The following is a 20,346-nucleotide window of genomic DNA, read 5'->3' as shown; positions in this document are numbered from 1 at the left end:
AACCCCAGAAGGCGATTAGCTGATGAGTTGGAACTTTGCCCTGATCCTTTTTATTCTGCTGGTGGTTACCGGCGTCATCTGGGCGCTCGATCTGGCCGTGCTGCGCAAGGGGCGAGAGCGCCGGGCGCAGGCCGCGATGGCGCAGTACGACACGGCGTTGGTGGGTGACGCGCAAGAGGCCGAGCGCCTGCGGCGCGAAGCTGGCGACACCGCCCGGCGCGTGCCCTGGTGGGTCGAGTACGCGGTCAGCTTTTTCCCCGTCATTCTGTTCGTGTTCATGCTGCGCTCGTTCGTCGTCGAGCCGTTTCGCATTCCGTCCGGATCGATGCTGCCCACGCTGCAATCGGGCGATTTGATTCTGGTGAACAAATTCAGCTATGGCCTTCGCCTGCCGGTGATCGACAAGAAGATCGTCCCCATCGGCTCGCCGCAGCGCGGCGACGTGTTCGTGTTCCGGTATCCGGTGGATCCGGACGTCGATTACATCAAGCGCGTGGTGGGCTTGCCCGGCGACGAGGTCGCATACATCGACAAGAAGCTGTATGTCAATGGTGAGCTGGTGCCGCATGTGCGCGATGGCGACTATTTTGAACCGGATCGTGTGTCTTATATTGCGCAATATAAAGAGAAGTTGGGCGACGTTGAGCACAAGATCCTGCTCGATGAGAACGTTCCTCAGCGCTATACCCCGCAGGAGTGGCGTTTTCCCTACCGCGAAAACTGCCAATACAGCCACAATGGGGTACGCTGCAAAGTACCCGAAGGGAATTATTTCGCCATGGGCGATAATCGGGACAACAGCGCGGATAGCCGGTATTGGGGGTTTGTCCCGGAAGCCAACATCGTCGGCCGCGCCTTCTTCATCTGGATGAACTTCAGCGATCTGAGCCGCATCGGCCGATTCAACTGATTATGTCGCTAGCCACGCTAGAAAACCGCCTGGATCACCACTTCGGTGATCCAGCCTTGCTTGAACAGGCGCTGACGCACCGCAGTCACGGGGCGCGCCATAACGAGCGATTGGAATTCCTTGGGGATTCCGTGCTGAACTTCGTCGTGGCGGCGATGCTGTTCGAACGCTACTCGAAGATCGACGAAGGCGATCTGTCGCGCCTGCGCGCCAACCTGGTCAAACAGGCATCGCTGGCCGACATCGCCCAGCGGCTGGAGTTGTCCCAGTACCTGCGCCTTGGCGAGGGCGAGCTCAAGAGCGGCGGATTCCGCCGGCCTTCCATCCTGGCCGACACGGTCGAGGCCATCTTCGGCGCCGTCTTCCTGGATGCGGGCTTTGACGCGGCGCGCCGCGTGATCGTGCGCCAGTATCAGCCGGTTCTGGCGTCGGTGGATCCCAAGACGCTTGGCAAGGACGCCAAGACCTTGCTCCAGGAATTCCTGCAGGGCCGCAAGATGGCCCTGCCGCTGTATACGGTGGTGGCCACGCACGGCGCGGCTCACAGCCAACAGTTCGAAGTCGAATGCGCCATTCCGGCGCTCGATATCAAGGTGATGGCGCCTGGCGCCAGCCGTCGCGCCGCCGAGCAATCTGCGGCCAAGCTGGCGCTCGAGGCCGCGCTGGCCGTCAGCCCGGCCGCCAAGGCTGCCCGCAAATCGGGCAAGGCGCGCAAAACCGCGCAATTGTCGCTGCCCGTGGCAGTGGCTCAAGAGACTAAATGAGCGATACCCCTTTTCGTACCGGCTTCGTTGCCATCGTTGGCCGCCCCAATGTGGGCAAATCCACGCTGACGAACGCCCTGATCGGTTCCAAGATCTCCATCGTGTCGCGCAAGGCGCAGACCACCCGCCACCGCATCCACGGTGTGCTCACGCGCGAGCACGAACAGTTCGTGTTCGTCGATACTCCGGGTTTCCAGACCCGCCACGGGGGGGCGATGAACCGCATGATGAACCGCGTCGTGACGCAGGCGCTGGCCGACGTCGACGTGGTGGTGCATGTGGTGGAAGCCGGCAAGTGGTCTGAGGGCGACGCCAAGCTGCTGCCGCTCCTGCCCAATCCCGAGCGCACGATTCTGGTGGTGTCCAAGATCGACGCCCTGAAGAACCGCGACGACCTGTTCGCGTTCGTCTCCAAGATCATGGCGCAGCATCCGTTCGGCGCGGTGGTGCCTGTCAGCGCCACCAAGAACCAGCAACTGGATCAACTGCTCGACGAAATCGCATCGCGCCTGCCGGAAGGCGAGCCGATGTTCGAGGAAGATACGCTCACCGATCGTCCCATGCGCTTCATCGCGGCCGAACTCGTGCGCGAGAAGATCTTCCGCCTGGTGGGCGACGAACTGCCGTATGGCTGCACGGTCGTCATCGAGCAATGGGAAGAGACTGCCAAGGGCGCCACCATCAATGCCTGTGTCGTCGTCGAACGCGACAGCCACAAGCCGATCCTGCTGGGCACCGGCGGCATGCACATGAAGCGGATCGCCACGGAGGCGCGGCAGGACATCGCCAAGCTGCTGGACAAACCCGTGCATCTGGAGGTCTACATCAAGGTGCGCAAGGGCTGGTCCGACCGCGAGGGTGCGCTGCGCGATCTGGGTTATGAGTAGACGGGCGCCACGCGTCCAGGATCGCCCGGGGTTCATGCTCCACGCCACGGCGTGGCGTGAAACCTCCCTGATTGTTCAGACCTTCTCTCGCGATCATGGCTGCGTCGCCATGGTCGCCAAGGGCGCCAAGCGCCCTTATTCCGTTTTGCGCCCCGTCCTGTCAGCCTTTCAGCCGCTGCTGCTGTCATGGACCGGCAACGGCGAGGTCAAGACGCTGACCCGCGCCGAGATCGCCGGCATCCGGCCGCTGGCTGGCGCCGCGCTGATGTCGGCGTGGTACATGAACGAACTGCTGCTGCGCCTTCTGCCCCGCGAGGACGCCCACCCGCTGCTGTTCGATGCGTATGACATGGCCCTGCAGCAATTGTCCGCCGGCACCCGCGCGGCCGGTGCGCTGCGCCGCTTTGAGTGGACTCTGCTGCGCGAGACGGGCTACGGCGTGGACGAAGCGCCTCCCGATTTCGACGATCCGGTGATCGAGCCCGCGCTGCGCAGCGATCTGCGCGCGCGCCTGGCCGAAATTCTGGCGGGCCGTCCGCTTTCCACGCGGCGCGTGCTGCTGGACCTGCAGCGCATCTGATTGCGGCCCGGCCTCATGACGTTCACGCTCAAGCAGGTCGAAACCTTCCGCACGGTCTACGAAACCGAAAGCGTGACCGCTGCCGCTCGGCGTCTGGACGTGTCGCCCGCAACCGTCAGCGCGACGCTGGCCGCGCTGGAAGCCAGCATCGAGCTGCGCCTTTTCGAGCGCGTGCGCCAGCGAATGCAACGCACGCCCGAGGCTACCCTTCTGTACGAAGAGATCCGCCGCCTGAATGTTGGACTGGAAAGCCTGGGACGCAAGATCCGGGCGATCCGCGGCGCCGCGCAGCCGCGGCTGCGGATCGGCTGCATCCACGCCTACAGCGGCGCCATCGTCACCGATGCCATCTCGCGCTTTCGCGTGCGCTACCCCGATACGCCGCTTTACTTGCAGATACGCGATTCCAATACCTTGCGCGACATGGTGGTGTCTGGCGAGCTGGATCTGGCGGCAGTGGCCGACGAGTCCGAACTGGAAGGGCTGCGCGGGCATCGTCTAGCAAGCTTGCGGGCGGTGGCGGTGTTTCCGGCCGGACACGCGCTGGCGCGTCTGGAATCGGTGAATTTCTCGCAACTGGCCGAAGTCGATGTGATTGCGCTGAACGCCGAGGACGGGTCGCGCAAGCGGCTGGATGCGCTGTTGCGTCAGGCCGGCCAAAGCTTGCGTGTCGCGATCGAGACGCCGTATTCCAGCACGGTCTGTCAGCTTGCGCTGGCGGGGCATGGCGTGGGCATCGCCAATCCGGCGACGGCGCTAGGCATGGAGGCCGCGGGACTCAGCTTCCGGCCGCTTCAAGCCTCCGTGCATTTCGAATGCCACATGATCGTGCATGGCAGCCGCCCCTTGTCCGAAGCCGGCAAGTTCTGGGCGACGTGCCTGCGCGCCGCCCTGGCCCCGCTGATCGATCGATTCGGCGTGTAGCGGTGGCGGTCAGCCCCGGCGCCCGTCCGAGGTCAGCATCAACACCACCGCCGACTCCGCATCGAGCTTGCCGGCGCGCCTGAGCCGCGCCACGGCCGCCAATGCGGCGGCCGACGATAGTTCCGCACCCAGGCCCATGCGTTCAAGGCGCAGGCGCGCGTCGCCGGCTTGCGCATCGGACGTCTCCACCGGCATGCCGCCCGAGCGCGACAGCGCCTCCAGGGCCTGCAGCGTGCAGGTGCCGCCCGCAATGGAGTACTGCTGTGTCGCGCTTTCCCACTGGCCTCGGGCATCGCCGGTCGTGAGTGCGCGCGACAGACGAGCGTAGGGTTCCACGGCGTGCAGCCGGGGCAGGCGCGTAATGCGGCCGGCCGCCAAGAGATGCTGCCAGCCCAGGTAGATGCCCCACAGCAGGTCGCCGCGCGCCGTCGGCACGATGATGTCCGTGGGCACGCCGCAGTCGTCCAGGATCTCCTGGGCGATGGGCTTGTAGCCTTCAACGCCGTAGGGATGCGTGCCCACCGGCGGATTCAGGTAGTTCGTGCCCGCGAACGCGCCGTGGTTGCGGCACAGGTCGGCCACGTAGGGCCAGCGGCCCAGGCTGTCTTCGAACGCCCGCAGCCGCGCGCCGAAGCGCTCCATGGCTTCGCGTTGCAGTGGCGGGCAGTTGCGGGTGATGGCGATGTCGGCCTCTAAGCCTGCCGCGGCGCAGTAGGCGGCCAGCGACACGCCCGCGTTGCCGCTGGAAGCCGCCGCCACGCGGGTGGCGCCGGCCAGCCGCGCGCGCGATACCAGCTGCGCCGACATGCGGTCCTTGTGGCTGCCTGTGGGATTGGCGCTTTCGCACTTGAGCCACAACGCGCCCAGGCCTTCATCACGCGCCAGGTCGGGCGCGGCAAGGCAAGGTGTGCCGCCTTCGCCCAACGTCACGGGCGACAGGATGGGCAGGGGCATGGCCTCGTCCACCGCGTGCGCGTCATACTGGCACTCCAGCGTGGCGGGGTGGCCGGCCGCCAGGCAAGCGGGGCAGCCTTCGGGGTAGTCGCCCGCTGGCCAAAGGGTTGCGCAGCGGATGCAGCGCAGGCCGGTCAATCTGGGGTTCATCTGCATGAGTCAGTATCTTGTTGCAAGAGCGTCCAAGGGGAGGGCGGGGGCGACCTGCAGCAGGCAATCGCCGTCGTCGCTGCGCGCGATGGGTCGAAGGCATACCACCGTGCCGGCTTGCGGGCTGAGCAGGGCGCGCGGCGGGGAGTCGGGCCGTGCCGGTTCGATCAGGCGGCCGATGCGCTGGTGCGCGGCCACGGCTTGTCCCAGTTCCACGGCGGGGACGAAGACGCCGGACTCACGTGACCGCAGCGTCGCGGCGGGCGTGTCGAGGTCGTAGAGGCGGACTTGCGCGGCAGAGGCGGGCGCCCGGTCATGCAGCAGTCCCAGTTCGGCCAGGCAGCCCAGCAATCCGTCTCGGCAACGGTCCGCCAGCAACTGGCTGGTCTCTCGGCCGCCGCCGATCTCGGCAGACAGGCGCAGCACGCCGTGCCGGCTGGCTGCGGCGGGCATGGAACCGGCTTCGCCGCCACGAAAGAACACGCAGTCGGGCAGCCCGAACGCGCGCGCGAGCGCGGGCAGGCGTTCGTCGTAGGGATCGTTGCCGTAGCGGGTGATGACCGACGACGGCAGGTAGCGCAGCGACGCGCCGCCGCTGTGCACGTCCACCAGGGCCTGCACGCGAGGCAACAGCCGCGCTTCCAGGGCGGCTGCCACGCTTTCGGTGTAGCCGCGCGCCGGCTCGCCGAGGAAGGCGCGGTTCAGGTTGCCGCCGTCGGAGGGGGACAGCCGGGTGCCGGCAAGCGATGCTTCCGCGTTGACCGCGGGCAGCAGATAGACGGTGCCGCGCTGCAGGATGTCGGGCAACTGATGCCACAAATCCAGGATGGCTGCCTGGCCTTCCCATTCGTCGCCGTGCACGCCGGCGATCAGCGCGACGGCGGGTCCCGGGCCTGCCTCGATCCGCAGGACGGGAATCGTGATGCGCCGGTAAGCCGACGCGTTGGTGGCGGCGGCAACGGAAAAATCCTCGCGGGTTACGCTGGCCATGCGGCGGCTCCGGGGGAAGGCGTCGGGCGCACGGGGGCGCGGGTCAATCCAGCGTGGCGGCCTTGATGATGCTTTCCCACTTGGGCAGCTCCTTATTGATCTGGGCCTGAACATCCTGCGGCGTGCCGCCCAGGGGCTCCTGGGACCGGCTGCGCAATTCCCGGCTCACGGCGTCGGAGCGCAGCGCCTGATTCAGCGCGGCGTTCAGCCGCGAGATCGCGGCGGCCGGGGTGCCTGCCGGCGCCACCAGCGCGCTCCACGCCGACTGCTCGTAATCGGGATAGCCTTGTTCGGCCACCGTCGGCACGTCAGGGTTGGAGGCGGCGCGCTTGCGGGTCGTGACGGCCAGCGCGCGCAGGCGCCCGTCCTTCAGATTGCCGATCAACGGCGGCAGGTTTTCCATCATGGAATCCACATGGCCGCCAAGCAGGTCCGAGAGCTGCGCGGCGGTGGCCTTGTACGGAATCTGGCGCACGGCGGCGCCGGTCTGGGCAATGAAGAGCTTGACGCCCACTTCGCTGGTCGTGCCCGGGTCCGCCGAGGTCATGGTCAGGCGGTCCGGCTGGGCGCGGCTGGCTTGGATGAAGCCTTTCAGGTCCCGATACGGCGAGGCGGCGTTCACGACGATCACGTTGGGCGTCTCGGCGACCAGGCCAATCGGCTTGAGGTCACGGTCCAGGTCGTACATCTGCTGCTTGAAGAGATAACGGTGCAGCACCAGCGTGCCTACGTGGGCATAGCCGATGGTGTAACCGTCCGCGGGGGCCCGGACCACGGCTTGCGTGCCGATGCGGCCGCCGGCGCCCACGCGGTTTTCAACGACGACCGGCTGTCCAAGCAGGCGGCTCATTTCCTGGCCGATGAGGCGGGCCGTGATGTCGGCATTGCCGCCCGCGGCGGCCGGCACGATCAGCGTGATGGCGCGTTCGGGGTAATCGGCGTGCGCAAGAGGGGCGGCGAGGCAAAGCAACAGGGCGGCAAGGCAGGCAGAGCGTTTCATGACGATTCCCGAGGCGTTGAGGGCTGCGCCATTGTGCGACCGCACGCCGCGGCTGCCGTTTGGTTGAATCACATGGTTGTTTATTTAAATCTAATGAAGGTCGCTGTTTCGCCTATCGGCCTGCTTGCCCAAACCATGACCCACCGCAGCCGCGCACAGCGCCACGACTGCGCCCAATAGGGCGATCAGTGCCGCGCCGTAACCCAGCGTGTCGATGCCGGCCTTGACCCAGCCGCTGGCGGCGTCGCCGCCGCGATAGACCACGGTGTCGATGACGTTCTTCGTCTTGTACTTGTCCTCGGGCGAGACTGCGGTGAACAGCATCTCGCGCCCTGGCCGGATCAGCGCATACTCGCCGGCGCGGCGCAGGATCATGGCGGCTGCCAGCACGGCGAACACGGGGAAGGCCGCCAGCGCCAGAAAGGCGACCGCCACCGCCAGCGGGACGGCAGTCAGCAGGAACCGCAATCCCAGGCGGGCGGCCACGCGCCCGGTGATGAAGATCTGCGACAGCAGCGCGAGCGTCTGCACGGTGAAATCCAGCGCGCTGAAGACCCGGATGCGCTGGGCGGTGTCGGGGAACGCGTCGGCGACCAGCCGCGCCTGTTCCATGTAGAGAAAGGTGTTCAGGGTGGCCAGCAGCACGACAAGCAGGGAAATGCCCAGCAGGTAACGGGACTGGAAGATGCGCGACAGCCCGGCCAGGATGCCGCCTTCGATGGGACGCTGCATGTCTGCAAGGCCGACGCCGGGCCGGGATGCGGCGCGCCAGGCCAGCAGCCATTGCTTGAGCGGCAGCGTGGCGGTCAGCAGCAGGGCCGACAGCACCAGCAAGCCCGGCGGGCCCAGCACGCCTGCCAGCAGGGCGCCAAGCAGCGGGCCGCAAAGGCCGCCCGCGCTGGCGCCCGCGGCGATCAGCGCGAACAGCCGCTTGGCCGATTCCATGCGGAACACGTCGGCCATGAGGCTCCAGGCGATGGAGACGACGAACAGGTTGAACACCGATAGCCAGACGTAGAACGCGCGCGCGGCCCAGACGCTGCCGGGTTGCAGGTGGAGCAGGGCGGCAAAGCCCACCATCGTCAGCGCGAAGATGGCGTAGACCCAGGTCACCAGCGTGGCACGCGGCACGCGGTTGGATATCCAGCCAAACAGCGGCACGACGGCCAGCGTGGCTAGGAAGGTGGCGGTGAACAGCCATTGCAGCTGGTTCACGCCCGCCTGGATCCCCATCGTTTCTCGAATGGGGCGCAGCATGAAATAACCGCAGAAAAGGAAAAAGAAGAACGCGAAGCCGCACGCGGCAGGCGCGAGCTCGGTTTCCTGGATGCTCAGCGCCCGTGCGGCACGGGCACGCCAGGACAGAGGAGCGGCCGCCATCGCGTCAGGCGAGCAGTGCGGCGATGCGGTCGCGCAGGGCGGCGTCGGGCTGGCGGCCAAAGCCGGCGCGTGCATTGTCCGCCATGTTGGCGGGCTTGGACGTGGCGGGGATGACAGCCGTGACGGCGGGATGGCCAATGATGAACTTCAGGAAGATCTGCGCCCAGGAGGTGCAATCGATCTCGGCGGCCAGCTTGGGCAGCGCCACGCCCTTGACCTGGCGGAACAGCGCGCCGTCTTCGAACGGCCGGTTGATCAACACCGCGACGCCGTTGGCCTGGCACGCGGGCAGCAGGCGTTTTTCGGCGCTGCGCGAGGCGATCGACAGGTTCACCTGCAGGAAATCGGGCTTTTCCTTTTCGACCAGCTCGGTCAGGTCGTCGTGCGCATGGTCCGTGTAATGCGTGATGCCGATGTAGCGCGTCACCCCCTGCTGTTTCAGATCGCGCAGCAAGGCGAGCTGGTTGCGGGTGTCGATCAGATTATGGACCTGGATCAGGTCCAGCTTGTCGCTGCGCAGTGCCTGTTGCGATTCCCGGACCTGGCGCATCGCGGATTCGTGGCCGCGCGTGCTGATCTTGGTCGCCAGGAACACGCGCTCGCGCAGGCCGCCTTCGCGGGCCACGAGGGCGCCGGTGACGGCTTCGGCCTCGCCATAGCTGGGCGCCGTGTCGATCAGGCTGCCGCCCGCCTTCATGAGCGTTTCAAGCACCTGGGCCAGCGGCGTCATGGCCGCGGCGTCGCCGGGCGACACGTTGAACGTGTCCGCGGTGCCCAGGCCCACCACGGGCAGGGTCTCGCCCGACGACGGAATCGGGCGCTTGAGCATGGCCTGCCCCGGTGTGGCTGCCCATGCCGGCCACGCGGCCCCGAATAGGGCTGCGCTGGCGGTGGTCTGCAGGAAGCGGCGGCGGTCAGGCATGGCAAGGCTCCGGCTATTCAAGAGGAAAGGGGGCGGCCCAATGAAAAAGGGCCTACATGTGCATGCAGGCCCTTTCAGTGCTGGTCTGACGACGGCGCGTTACTCGCGGTTGCCGCCGAAGATGCCCAGCAGCATCAGCAGGTTCGAGAAGACGTTGTAGACGTCCAGGTAGATGGCCAGGGTGGCCGAGACGTAGTTGGTCTCACCGCCGTTGACCACGCGCTGCAGGTCCACCAGCATGAACGCCGAGAAGATCACGATGGCGAGCACCGAGATGGTCAGCATCAGGGCCGGCAATTGCAGGAAGATGTTGGCCAGTGCCGCGACCAGGATCACGACCGCGCCGATGAACAGGAATTTCTGCAGTCCCGACAGATCGCGCTTGATGGTCGTGGCCAGGGTGGCCATGGTGCCGAACACGATCGCGGTGCCGCCGAACGCCGTCATGACGAGCTGCGAACCGTTGCTCATGCCCATCACGAAGCCAAGCAGACGCGAAAGCATGACGCCCATGAAGAACGTGAACGCCAGAAGCAGAACCACGCCCAGCGAGCTGTTCTTGTTCTTCTCGATGGCGAACATCAGGCCGAAGGCGCCGACCAGGAAGACGATGGCCGACAGGCCGGGGCTGGCGCCCATGACGCGGTTGATGCCGGTGTAGAGGCCGACGGCCGCGCCCAGCACCGTCGGGATCAGCGACAGGGCAAGGAGCCAGTACGTATTGCGCAGGACCTGGTTGCGAGCGACCTCGCCCGGCGCGCCGGCGACACCGCCGGAACGGTTAAAAGGGGACGGACGATATTCGTTCATGGAGAACTCCTGTATACGGCAAGTATGGTGATTGCCTAGAAGGCTTAGATGCGAAGGATACCTTACAGTTCCCTGAAGAATCCAGTCAGCCTTGCCTGACCTCATTGAGCACACGGGAAACAATAGCAGGCAATTCCGCATCCATGCGCGCCTGTAATTGCGTCACGGCGTCGGCAAGCGCCTGTCGCATGACCTGTTCCACCTCGGCCTGCAAGCGGGCGGCAAGCACGGTGGCGTCCGGCAGGGCGCGCAGTGCAGGGGCGGCGGCTGGCTCCGGCGGCCCGTCGTCGTCGGCCACGTCCGTCAGCACGGGGAACGGGTCGTGCTCGTAAACCGGGCCGGCCTCGTCGGCCAGTTCGGTCAAGAGCGGCGCATCGGCGTCGTCGTCCGCCGGGTCGTGGAACGAGGGCTCGGCGCGATGAGTCAGGGTGGGGATGCCGGGGTCGGGTGTGCGAGCGGGCATGGAAACTCCCGAGATTCTGGTGGACGCGGCGCGCGGGCGCGCGTGGGGGGACGGTTCAGCCGCCTTGGGCCTTGCGGCTCAGGTCGTGGCTTTGCGGCACATGACCGGCCGTCTGGTAGGTACGCCAGCGCTGCCTGGCCGCCTGCTTGTCGTCCGGATCGTCCGAGACGATTTCAAGGAGGCGTTCGAAAGCGTCGAAGCCGGGTGGGCAATCGTCGTCCAGATTCAGCAGCCAGGGCTGCGGCTGATCGGGCTGCCCTGCCGCCTGCAAGGCCTGCAGCGGTTCTCCGGCGGTAAGCACGACCGGCGTTTCAGGGGCCAGCGGATCGTTTGCCAATACGTGCGGCACGAACGCCGTGTCGTCGAACGCCCACAGCATCCGGTCGAACGCCGCCAGGCGCGAACCGTCTTTACAGTACACCACCAGCCGCTGGCCTGCCAGGACGCGCTTGCGCACGACCTGGCAGGCCATGCGCAGGCGGTCGGGCGCGCCGAATGCGAAATCGATGCGCGTCATGGGGCTTTCGGCGTCAGTCGCTTCAAACCTGGTCCAGCAGGTATTGCATCAGGAGCGGCACCGGACGGCCGGTTGCGCCCTTGTCCTTGCCGCCGCGCCAGGCCGTGCCGGCGATGTCCAGGTGCGCCCAGGGGTAAGCCTTGGCAAAGCGGGACAGGAAGCAGGCCGCGGTGACGGCGCCGGCCGGAGGACCGCCGATGTTGGCGAGGTCGGCGAAATTGGACTTGAGCTGTTCCTGGTAGGCGTCGTCCATGGGCATGCGCCAGGCGGTATCCAGCGCACGGCGGCCCGCGGACGCCAGGGCGTCGGCCAGCGCGTCGTCCTTCGAGAACAGGCCTGTGTTGACGTTGCCCAGCGCGACGACGCAGGCGCCGGTCAGCGTGGCGATGTCGATCACGGCAGACGGCTTGAAGCGTTCGGCGTAGGTGAGGGCGTCGCACAGGACCAGGCGGCCCTCGGCGTCGGTGTTCAGGATCTCGATGGTGAGGCCGGCCATGCTGGTGACGACGTCGCCAGGCTTGTTGGCCTTGCCGCTGGGCAGGTTCTCGCAAGCGGGAATCAGGCCGACGACGTCCAGCGGCAGTTCCAGTTCGGCCAGGGCGCGGAACGAGCCCAGCACGCTGGCGGCGCCGCACATGTCGTACTTCATTTCGTCCATGGTGGCCGCGGGCTTGAGCGAGATGCCGCCGGCGTCGAACGTGATGCCCTTGCCGACCAGCACGATCGGGCCCTGCGCGGACTTGGCGCCCTTCTTGGCGGTCTTGGCGCCGGCGTGGCGCAGGACGATGAAGCGCAGCGCTTCCTCGGAGCCGCGGGCGACGGACAGGAACGAGCCCATGCCCAGCGCTTCGACCTGCTTGCGGTCCATGACCTCGACCTTCAGCGACTTGAATTCGCGCGCCAGGCGTTTGGCGGTGTCGCCCAGATAGGTAGGGGTGCAGATGTTGCCCGGCAGGTTGCCCAGCGTGCGGGTCAGTTCCATGCCGTTGGCGATGGCGCTGCCTTCGCGCAGGCCTTTCTGGGCTTGCGTGGCATCGGCGCGCTCGACGACCTGCACGATCTTCTTGAGCTTGGGGCGCGCGTCGCGGTCGGGCTTGCCGAAGCTTGCGTCGTAGTAGTAGGCCGCGCCGCCGGCCGCGATCGCGGCGCTGCGGGCGCGCGTAATGACGTCGATGCCGGCGATGGGATTGGCGACCAGCGTGGACACGCCTTCGGTGAGTTGGGCCGAGACGCAGGCCGAGGCAAATGCCTGTTCGGCCGACGCGTGAGTGCGGGCGGAATATTCATCCTGCTTGCCCAGGCCAACCAGGACGACGCGCTGCGCGGAGACGCCCGGCAGCGTGCGCAGCGTCAGGGTCGAGCCAGCGCGACCGCGGAATTCACTTTTGACTACCGCACGGACGGCGCCATTCGAGGCGCGGTCGATGATGTCGGCGGCGGGGCTCAACACGCCGTCCGCGTACACGCCGACGGCGAGGGCGGCGGTTTTGACCTGGTGCAGGGAAGCAGTGGTCTGTGTGCTAAATTCCATGAGGGTTTCCCGTGTGCGTCTGTGTATGATGCGGTCGATTATCCCGCATATTCTCCCATGTCTCTATTCAAACGCTCTGTCGTCAGCGAGATCACCAGTCACGCTGGCGTTGTCTTTTCCACGTTGCTCGTCGTGTGGCTCAGCGTGCTTCTCGTGCGCCTGCTCGGCGAGGCCGCGGGAGGCAACATCGGAGCGGACGTGGTGGTGGTGCTTGCCGCGCTCTCTACCATCACCGCGCTGCCGACCATTCTGGCTGTATCGATCTTCATTGCCGTGCTGACCACGGTCACGCGCAACTACCGCGAATCCGAAATGGTGGTGTGGTTTGCCAGCGGCCTGTCGCTGGCCGACTGGCTCAAGCCCGTGCTGCGCGTGGCGGTCCCTGTCGCGATCGCCGTGGCGGGTCTTACGCTGGTGGCCTCGCCCTGGGCCTACCGCCAGATCGGCGAGTACCACGAACGCTTCGAGCAGCGCTCGGACCTGTCCAAGGTCACTGCTGGCCAATTCGCCGAGTCCTCGGGCGGCAACCGCGTGTTCTTTGCCGAAGACCCGGTCAATCCCACGGACGAACTTGGCAATGTGTTCGCGCGCGAGATCGGTCCCGAATGGCTGAGCGTGCTGACCGCGAGCAGCGCGCATATCGAAACCTTGCCTAACGGCGACCGCTTCCTGGTGCTGGGCGAAGGGCATCGCTACGACCTGAAGCCTGGCACGCCGGAGCTGCGCCTCGTGCACTTCGAAAAATACGGTCTGCGCCTGGAAAGCAAGGGGGGCGGCGACCCGGTGGCCGAGGCCCGCGCGGCGGCAGAGCGTTCCTCCAAGGCGCGCAGCACGCCGCAACTGATCGAGGACAACACCAACAGCAGCTGGTCGCAGGTGATGTGGCGGATTTCGCTGCCGCTCGCGGCGCTGAATCTTGCGCTGCTGGCCATTCCGCTTGGCGCGGTGAATCCGCGGCTGGGGCGTTCGGGCGACCTGCTCATCGCCGGTCTGGTCGGCCTGCTCTATATGAACCTGATCAACCTGTCGCGCGCCTGGATCTCCAACGGCAAGCTCAGTTTTGGTCTGGGGGTATGGGCCATCCACGGCGCCGTCGCGCTGTTGACCGTCTTCCTGCTGATGCGCCGCCTGCGCGTCAAGGCGCCCAAGAACAACACCTAGCAAGACAGGCGCTGTCAGGGCGCGTCTGTCAGGGCAGATACTTCATCGTCCCGCGCCGGCCTGCCAGCAGGTCGGCGTTTCTCAAGACCGATTTGCGGATGAACTCCCACAGCGCGGTCACGCGCTTGAGCTTGCGCAGGTCTTCATGGCAATACATCCAGAACGAGCGCGTGATGGCGATCTCGTCTTCCAGCACCGGCTTTAGCCGCGGATCCTGAGCCGCGATGAAGCACGGCAGGATGGCGAGCGACTGGCCCTGCAGCGCCGCGTGATATTGGGCCACGACGCTCGTGCTGCGCAACACCACCTTGCTTGCCGGCAGCAGGTCTTCCAGATAGCGCAGGCGCTCGCTGAACAACAGCTCGTCCACATACCCAATGAATGTGTGATCCGCCAGGTCTTCGCGGCGAGTGATGGGCGCATGGTTGGCCAGATAACCCGGCGTGCCGTACAGCCGCAACGTGTAGTCGCACAGCTTGCTGCACACGTACGGGCCGCGCTGCGGCCGTTCGATGGTGATGGCCAGGTCGGCTTCGCGCTTGGACAGGCTGACAAAGCGCGGCACGGGCAGGATGTCCAGCGTGATGTGCGGATAACGCCGCTGGAAGTCGGCCGCAAGCGGGGTCAACACGTAGCTGCCGAAGCCTTCGGTGGCGCCGATGCGCACGTGCCCTGACAACGCCTGTCCGATGCCGGACAGGTTTTCGCGCGCGGTGTGCACCACGCTTTCCATTTGCTCGGCGTGGACGAAGAGGCGCTGGCCGTCGTCCGTCAGCACGAACCCCGCGCTGCGCGACTTCTCGAATAGCAGCGTATCCAGCTCGGTTTCCAGCGCCCGGATCCGGCGCGATACGGTGGTGTGCTCCACGCCCAGCTTGCGCGCCGCGGCGCTGACGCGCTGGGTGCGGGCCACTTCCAGGAAATACCGCAGGCTGTCCCAATCAAGCAAGATCCGTCGCTCCAGGCCCCCGGCGGCACGTTGCGCCAGCGACATTTTTGTATGTGCATGAATGCACAAGGAATGTGCATTTCTGGTGTTGCTTGTTGATTTTCACACATCTACACTGGTTCGGCTGGCCTTGGGCTATGCCCTGGGACCGCAAGCCGCGAAGACGGCGCCACAACGCTACTACTCAGCGCATAAAAACTCAGGAGACAAATCCATGAAATTGCACGCACGCGGGCTCGCCGCAGGCTTGTGTCTGGGCGCCGGTTTGCTTGGGCAGGCCCATGCGGCGGACAAGCCGCCAGTGAAGATCGGCATTCTGACGGATATGTCCGGCACCTACGCCGGCATGGGGGGCGCAGGCTCGGTCGCCGCGGCGCAGTTGGCCATCGACGACTGCCTTGCCGCGGAGTGCAAGGGCATGAAGATCGATCTGGTGTCCGCGGACAACCAGAACAAGGCCGACGTGGGCGCCGCCCGGGCGCGCGAATGGTTCGACCGCGACGGCGTCACCGCCATTGCCGACCTAACCAATTCCGCGGTCGCGCTCGCCGTGCAGGGCATTGCCCGCGAAAAGAACAAGGTCGTGATGTTCTCCGGCCCGGCCACCACGGCGTTGACCAACAAGGACTGCTCGCCGGTCGGCTTTCACTGGATGTTCGACACCTACTCGCAGTCCGCGGGCGGCGCCAAGGCCACCGTGCGCGAGGGCGGCAAGTCCTGGTTCTTCATCACCGTCGACTACGCGTTCGGCCACTCGCTGGAGGCCGACACGGCCAAGGCGGTGAAGGCGCTGGGCGGCACGGTGGCCGGCAATGTGCGCCACCCGCTGAACGCGCCCGACTTCGCGTCCTATCTGCTGCAGGCGCAGAGCTCCAAGGCGCAGGTAGTGGCGCTGGCCAATGGCGGCCAGGACACGGTCAATGCGGTCAAGCAGGCGCGCGAGTTCGGCATCGTGGCCGGCGGGCAGCGGCTGGTTTCCCTGTTGATCTTCCTGTCGGACCTGCGTGCGCTCGGCCTGGAGAACGCCCAGGGACTGTCCTACGTGGACGGCTTTTACTGGGATCACGACGACGCGACGCGCGAGTGGTCGGGCCGTTTCGAGAAGGCGTTCCGCGGGCTCAAGCCCACCATGACGCAGGCGGGCGTGTATTCCAGCGTGTTGCATTACCTGCGCGCGGTGGCCGCCGCCAACAGCACCGACGGCAAGGTCGTCGCTGACAAGATGCGCGAGATTCCCATCAAGGATCCCATCATGCGCAATGCGTCGATTCGCCCTGACGGCCGCGTGATCCACGATATGTACCTGTACGAAGTCAAGAAGCCCGCGGACTCCAAGGGTGGCTGGGACTATTCCAAGCTTGTGGCCACCATTCCGGCGGCCGAAGCCTTCCAGCCCCTGGCCGATTCGACCTGCCCGCTGGTGAAGAAATAGCGCCAAGCCCGCGGGCGCTGTCCCGCGGGTGCGGCTCGATCCAAGAACGCGGATTTCCATCCGCATCGACTACGCAGTGTGAGGAGCAACAAAATGAGTGAAGTCCCGCGCGTTCCGCTACTGATCGGCGGCAAGCTTGTGCAGTCCAAAACCACCGAATGGCGAGACGTGATCAACCCCGCCACCCAGGAGGTCGTTGCCAAGGTGCCCTTCGCCACGCGCGAGGAACTGGACCTGGCCGTCTCCAACGCCAAGGAGGCCTTCAAGACCTGGCGCAACGCCGGGCAGGGCACGCGCATGCGCGTCATGCTCAAGTTCCAGGAACTGCTGCGCGCCAATACCGGCAAGCTGGCCGAGATGATCACCCGAGAACACGGCAAGACGCTGCCGGACGCAGAGGGTGAAGTCGGTCGCGGCCTGGAAGTGGTCGAGCACGCCTGCTCGATCGCCAACCTGCAACTGGGCGAGTACGCGGAAAACGCGGCGTCCGGCATCGATGTCTATACCCTGATCCAGCCGCTGGGCGTGTGCGCGGGCATCACCGCGTTCAACTTCCCGGTCATGCTGCCTTGCTTCATGTTCCCCATTGCCGTGGCGTGCGGCAACACGTTCGTGTTGAAGCCTTCCGAGCAGGATCCGACGTCGTCGCTGTTCCTGGCGGAATTGGCGCTGGAAGCCGGCCTGCCGCCGGGCGTGCTGAACGTGGTGCACGGCGGTCCCGAAACGGCCAACGGCCTGTGCGAGCACCCCGACATCAAGGCGGTGTCGTTCATCGGCTCGACCCGCGTGGGCACCGAGATCTACAACCGCGCGTCGGCCGCCGGTAAGCGCTGCCAGTCCATGATGGGCGCAAAGAACCACTGCGTGGTCCTGCCGGATGCCGATCCCGAAGTGGCCCTGAACCAGCTGCTGGGCGCCGCCTTTGGCGCGGCCGGCCAGCGCTGCATGGCCTCGTCCGTGGCGGTGCTGGTGGGCGAGGCCCGCAACTGGCTGCCCGACTTTGTCGAGCGCGCCAAGAAGCTCAAGGTCAACGCGGGCACGGATCGCGAAGCCGACCTGGGTCCGCTGGTGTCGCCCAACGCCAAGAAGCGCGTCGAAAGCCTGATCCAGAAGGGCGTGGACGAAGGCGCCAAGCTGTTGCTGGACGGCCGCAACCTGAAGGTGGCTGGCTTCGAGGAAGGCAACTTCGTCGGCCCGACCGTGTTCGACGGCGTCGCCGAGAACATGACCATCTACACGGAAGAGATTTTCGGGCCGGTCCTGTGCTGCGTCGGTGTCGATACCCTGGAAGACGCGGTGGCCTTCATCAACCGCAACCCCAACGGCAATGGCGTCGCGCTATTCACGCAGGACGGGGGCGCGGCGCGCTACTTCCAGAACAACATCGACGTGGGGCAGGTGGGCATCAACGTGCCGATCCCCGTGCCGGTGGCGTGGTTCAGCTTCACGGGTTCGCGCGGCTCCAAGCTGGGCGACCTGGGTCCCAACGGCAAGCAGGCGGTGCAGTTCTGGACGCAGACCAAGACGGTGACCGCGCGCTGGTCGGCACACGCCAAGACTGTGAACACCACGATCTCAATGCGCTGAAAAAGGGACGCCTTGCTCCTAAGCTTATATCGATAATTCATATAGCAAGGCGTTCTTATTACTTATAATTGGCCCGTCTATCAGGGGCCAATTAATGAACCTCCAGCAATTTCGTTTCGTGCGTGAAACCATCCGGCGCGACTTCAACCTGACTGAAGCCGCCCGGATGCTCTACACGTCGCAGCCCGGCGTTTCGAAGGCTATCATCGAGTTCGAGGACGAGCTGGGCATCAAGATCTTCGAACGTCATGGCAAGCGCATCAAGGGGCTGACCAAGCCCGGCCTGGCCGTGTCGCAGGTGATCGACCGCATCATGCGCGAGGTCGACAACCTGAAAAAAGTCAGCGACGAATTCGCACGCCGCGACGAGGGCGGCCTGGTCATTGCCTGCACCCACACGCAGGCGCGCTATCTGCTGCCCCGCGTGATCCCCGCGTTTCGCAAGCAGTTCCCCAAGGTTCACCTGTCGCTGGCCGAGGGCAGCCCCGCCCAGCTGGCCGAGATGGTGCTGCATGAACAGGCGGATCTGGCGCTGGCGACCGAGTCGCTGGCGCTGACGCCGGGCCTGGCCACGCTGCCGGTCTACGCGTGGGAGCACACGGTGGTGGTGCGGCCCGATCATCCGCTGGCCGAGCTGACCTCCAGCGCCGCCAAGCGCCTGTCGCTGGCGCAACTGGCCGAATACCCCATCGTGACCTACGACCGGGCCTTTACCGGCCGCAGCACGATCGACGAGATCTTCGCCAACCAGGGCATTCATCCGGACATCGTGCTCGAAGCGATCGACGCCGATGTGATCAAGACCTATGTGGACGTGGGCCTGGGCATCGGCATCATCGCGGGCGTTGCCTATGATCCGCGCCGCGACTCGAATCTGGTCGGCCTGCCCGTGGGACACCTGTTTGGCACGCATACCACGCGCGTGGGCGTGAAGGCGGGCGTGTTCCTGCGCGACTACGTCTACACCTTCCTGGAGATGCTGGCGCCGTCGCTGACCCGGGCCGTCGTCACCGACGCGGTGCAGGGCACGCCGAAGTAGCCCGCATCCCCGCAGCATGCGTGAAAAAGCGCGACGTCCTTACGACGTCGCGTTTTTTTTGCCTGCGATTCAGGCGGGAAGGGTGAGACGGCTATCCCTTTCGACAAGCTCATAAAAATAATTAAATAAGAACTGATCTCATTTAAGTTGACGAAAAAATAGGAATCATTATCATTACATCCAGGCTCAACGACCCAGTGAGGTAAATCATGACGGCAGGACTTAGTGCAGTGGTAGTGGGCGCCGACCGCCTCGGCAATATTCCCGATCTGCTCAAAGGACACAACATCTCGATCACGCACCACATCAGCGGGCGCGATCCCTCGCATCAAAAGAAGACGTTGCAACTGCCTTCCGGCACGCAACTGGTCATTCTGCTGACCGATTTTCTTGGCCACAACGTCATGAAGACTTTCCGCAACGCGGCGCAGCGCGGCGGCATCCGGGTCGTGGCTTGTCGCCGTTCCGTGTGCAGCATGCAACAAGCCCTGCAGCAATGCGGCTTGTGCCCGCGCGCCGGCACCGTTCATTGACGGGACGCGTCTTGCCGCGCATCCAAGACAAACTGGGGAGGCCGATACGGCCTGCGGCCTGATCGCCGCGAAGAGAAAAAACGAAAACGCCGCCGGACGGAAAGTCGGGCGGCGTTTTGCATTTGGACGATGGCGGCGGGTTGGCCTGCGTGCGAAGATGTTGCCCAGAAGACGGGTGGTGATCTGGAAGGGCGGTCAGTTGGCCGCGCGGGCCGACGCCATGAGGGTGTTGTCCAGGCGGCGGGCGCCGTTGTAGCGCTTGGACCAGTAGGCCATGGTCATGCTTTCGACGCGCACCACGCCACCGGCGCTGGGCGAATGCACGAAGCGGTCGTCGCCCAGGTAGATGCCGACGTGGGAATAGCGGCGGCCCATGGTGTTGAAGAAGACGAGGTCGCCGACCTGCAGTTCGTTCTTGGCGACCGACACGCCTTGCTGGGCGATTTCGGCGGCGTTGCGGGGCAGCTTCAGGCCCAGACCGCGTTCGGCCGAGTAAGCGACCAGGCCGCTGCAGTCAAAGCCGGTTTCGGGGGTGCTGCCGCCGAAGCGGTAGCGGATGCCCAGGTGGTTCAGGGCTTCGCTGACCATGGCGTTGTCGCTGCCGACACCCGAATGGGTGCGTTGGCGTTCACGCTTGAATTTCTGGACCACCAGCATGCCGATCGGGTCATCGGCGGTGGCAACCCATTCCATCTCGTAGGGATCGATCTCGGACGTATGGGCGGTTGACTTTTGACTAGTGCTTGCACATCCGGCCAGACCCGCAAAGCAAGCAACCAACGCGAGCATGCGCAGACCGCGCTTTGCATGGCCAGTGGTTGAATTGAATCGCGCGGGGTTGGAGTGTCGATGCATTCGCCTGG

Annotated in this window: 21 protein-coding genes; 10 read left to right on the top strand and 11 right to left on the bottom strand. The window is 65.6% G+C overall.

The genetic code is table 11. The annotated features are described in order from the left end of the window. Positions 1-22 precede the first annotated feature (22 nt). From lepB to HV786_RS22455, 5 genes are read left to right on the top strand one after another with little or no spacing between them, the layout of a single operon-like run. Positions 23-910, top strand: coding sequence for a signal peptidase I (gene lepB, locus HV786_RS22475; RefSeq protein WP_128827672.1), 888 nt, complete (start codon positions 23-25; stop codon positions 908-910). Between the two features lie 2 nt (positions 911-912). Next, positions 913-1,674 carry a ribonuclease III gene (rnc, locus tag HV786_RS22470; RefSeq protein ID WP_056321930.1) on the top strand — a complete coding sequence of 254 codons (762 nt, stop codon included), beginning with the start codon at positions 913-915 and terminating at the stop codon, positions 1,672-1,674. Next, positions 1,671-2,561 carry a GTPase Era gene (gene era / locus HV786_RS22465; protein WP_056321933.1) on the top strand — a complete coding sequence of 297 codons (891 nt, stop codon included), beginning with the start codon at positions 1,671-1,673 and terminating at the stop codon, positions 2,559-2,561. The genes rnc and era overlap by 4 nt, the downstream gene beginning before the upstream one ends. Continuing rightward, positions 2,554-3,141: a DNA repair protein RecO gene (gene recO / locus HV786_RS22460; protein ID WP_056321935.1), complete on the top strand. Its 588-nt coding sequence runs from the start codon at positions 2,554-2,556 to the stop codon at positions 3,139-3,141. Before era ends, recO begins: the two co-directional genes overlap by 8 nt. Before the next feature lie 15 nt (positions 3,142-3,156). Then, positions 3,157-4,065, top strand: a complete 909-nt coding sequence (locus HV786_RS22455; RefSeq protein ID WP_128827673.1) for a LysR family transcriptional regulator — start codon at positions 3,157-3,159, stop codon at positions 4,063-4,065. 9 nt (positions 4,066-4,074) lie between these two features. Here the strand turns inward: HV786_RS22455 and HV786_RS22450 are convergent, their stop codons facing one another. The 9 genes from HV786_RS22450 to HV786_RS22410 form a co-directional block, all read right to left on the bottom strand. Continuing rightward, positions 4,075-5,175 (bottom strand): pyridoxal-phosphate dependent enzyme, encoded by a 1,101-nt coding sequence (locus HV786_RS22450; protein WP_175211886.1) that lies wholly within the window; start codon positions 5,173-5,175, stop codon positions 4,075-4,077. A gap of 3 nt (positions 5,176-5,178) precedes the next feature. Further along, positions 5,179-6,159, bottom strand: a complete 981-nt coding sequence (locus HV786_RS22445) for a M14 family metallopeptidase (protein WP_175211885.1) — start codon at positions 6,157-6,159, stop codon at positions 5,179-5,181. A gap of 43 nt (positions 6,160-6,202) precedes the next feature. Beyond that, positions 6,203-7,159 (bottom strand): Bug family tripartite tricarboxylate transporter substrate binding protein, encoded by a 957-nt coding sequence (locus tag HV786_RS22440; RefSeq protein WP_128827674.1) that lies wholly within the window; start codon positions 7,157-7,159, stop codon positions 6,203-6,205. Between the two features lie 90 nt (positions 7,160-7,249). Further along, a complete protein-coding gene (locus HV786_RS22435; protein WP_175211884.1) occupies positions 7,250-8,539 on the bottom strand; it encodes an NTP/NDP exchange transporter in 1,290 nt (429 codons plus the stop codon). Positions 8,540-8,543: 4 nt separating this feature from the next. Next, the gene (locus HV786_RS22430) at positions 8,544-9,461 is read right to left on the bottom strand and encodes an aldo/keto reductase (protein WP_128827675.1); all 918 of its coding nucleotides are present in this window, start codon (positions 9,459-9,461) and stop codon (positions 8,544-8,546) included. 99 nt (positions 9,462-9,560) lie between these two features. Beyond that, positions 9,561-10,271, bottom strand: a complete 711-nt coding sequence (locus HV786_RS22425; RefSeq protein ID WP_105237808.1) for a Bax inhibitor-1/YccA family protein — start codon at positions 10,269-10,271, stop codon at positions 9,561-9,563. An 85-nt stretch (positions 10,272-10,356) separates the two neighbouring features. Next, complete coding sequence (locus tag HV786_RS22420) at positions 10,357-10,734, bottom strand: hypothetical protein (RefSeq protein WP_175211883.1); 378 nt, start codon at positions 10,732-10,734, stop codon at positions 10,357-10,359. 55 nt (positions 10,735-10,789) lie between these two features. After that, on the bottom strand, positions 10,790-11,251 hold the full coding sequence (locus tag HV786_RS22415; RefSeq protein ID WP_056321960.1) for a DNA polymerase III subunit chi: 462 nt from the start codon (positions 11,249-11,251) through the stop codon (positions 10,790-10,792). Positions 11,252-11,273: 22 nt separating this feature from the next. Continuing rightward, positions 11,274-12,782: a leucyl aminopeptidase gene (locus tag HV786_RS22410; protein ID WP_128827676.1), complete on the bottom strand. Its 1,509-nt coding sequence runs from the start codon at positions 12,780-12,782 to the stop codon at positions 11,274-11,276. A 57-nt stretch (positions 12,783-12,839) separates the two neighbouring features. On the opposite strand from HV786_RS22410, the gene lptF reads away from it, so the two are divergent. After that, a complete protein-coding gene (gene lptF / locus HV786_RS22405) occupies positions 12,840-13,943 on the top strand; it encodes an LPS export ABC transporter permease LptF (protein ID WP_056321967.1) in 1,104 nt (367 codons plus the stop codon). 28 nt (positions 13,944-13,971) lie between these two features. Here lptF and HV786_RS22400 read toward each other — a convergent pair whose 3' ends face one another. Next, positions 13,972-14,892 carry a LysR family transcriptional regulator gene (locus tag HV786_RS22400; RefSeq protein ID WP_128827677.1) on the bottom strand — a complete coding sequence of 307 codons (921 nt, stop codon included), beginning with the start codon at positions 14,890-14,892 and terminating at the stop codon, positions 13,972-13,974. A 214-nt stretch (positions 14,893-15,106) separates the two neighbouring features. Between HV786_RS22400 and HV786_RS22395 the strand changes: the two genes are divergently transcribed. From HV786_RS22395 to HV786_RS22380, 4 genes are all read left to right on the top strand, one after another. Beyond that, positions 15,107-16,324, top strand: a complete 1,218-nt coding sequence (locus tag HV786_RS22395) for an ABC transporter substrate-binding protein (protein ID WP_128827678.1) — start codon at positions 15,107-15,109, stop codon at positions 16,322-16,324. A gap of 93 nt (positions 16,325-16,417) precedes the next feature. Further along, positions 16,418-17,911 (top strand): CoA-acylating methylmalonate-semialdehyde dehydrogenase, encoded by a 1,494-nt coding sequence (locus tag HV786_RS22390; protein ID WP_175211882.1) that lies wholly within the window; start codon positions 16,418-16,420, stop codon positions 17,909-17,911. Positions 17,912-18,005: 94 nt separating this feature from the next. Beyond that, on the top strand, positions 18,006-18,950 hold the full coding sequence (locus HV786_RS22385; RefSeq protein WP_056321979.1) for a CysB family HTH-type transcriptional regulator: 945 nt from the start codon (positions 18,006-18,008) through the stop codon (positions 18,948-18,950). Between the two features lie 209 nt (positions 18,951-19,159). Then, on the top strand, positions 19,160-19,483 hold the full coding sequence (locus tag HV786_RS22380; protein WP_035212827.1) for a DUF2325 domain-containing protein: 324 nt from the start codon (positions 19,160-19,162) through the stop codon (positions 19,481-19,483). Between the two features lie 195 nt (positions 19,484-19,678). Here HV786_RS22380 and HV786_RS22375 read toward each other — a convergent pair whose 3' ends face one another. Next, on the bottom strand, positions 19,679-20,338 hold the full coding sequence (locus tag HV786_RS22375) for a C40 family peptidase (RefSeq protein ID WP_175211881.1): 660 nt from the start codon (positions 20,336-20,338) through the stop codon (positions 19,679-19,681). Positions 20,339-20,346: the final 8 nt, after the last annotated feature.

It is taken from the genome of Achromobacter mucicolens, from assembly GCF_902859725.1.
GTDB classification, from domain to species: domain Bacteria; phylum Pseudomonadota; class Gammaproteobacteria; order Burkholderiales; family Burkholderiaceae_B; genus Achromobacter; species Achromobacter mucicolens.
This window is presented reverse-complemented; position numbering and strand designations above follow the sequence as displayed.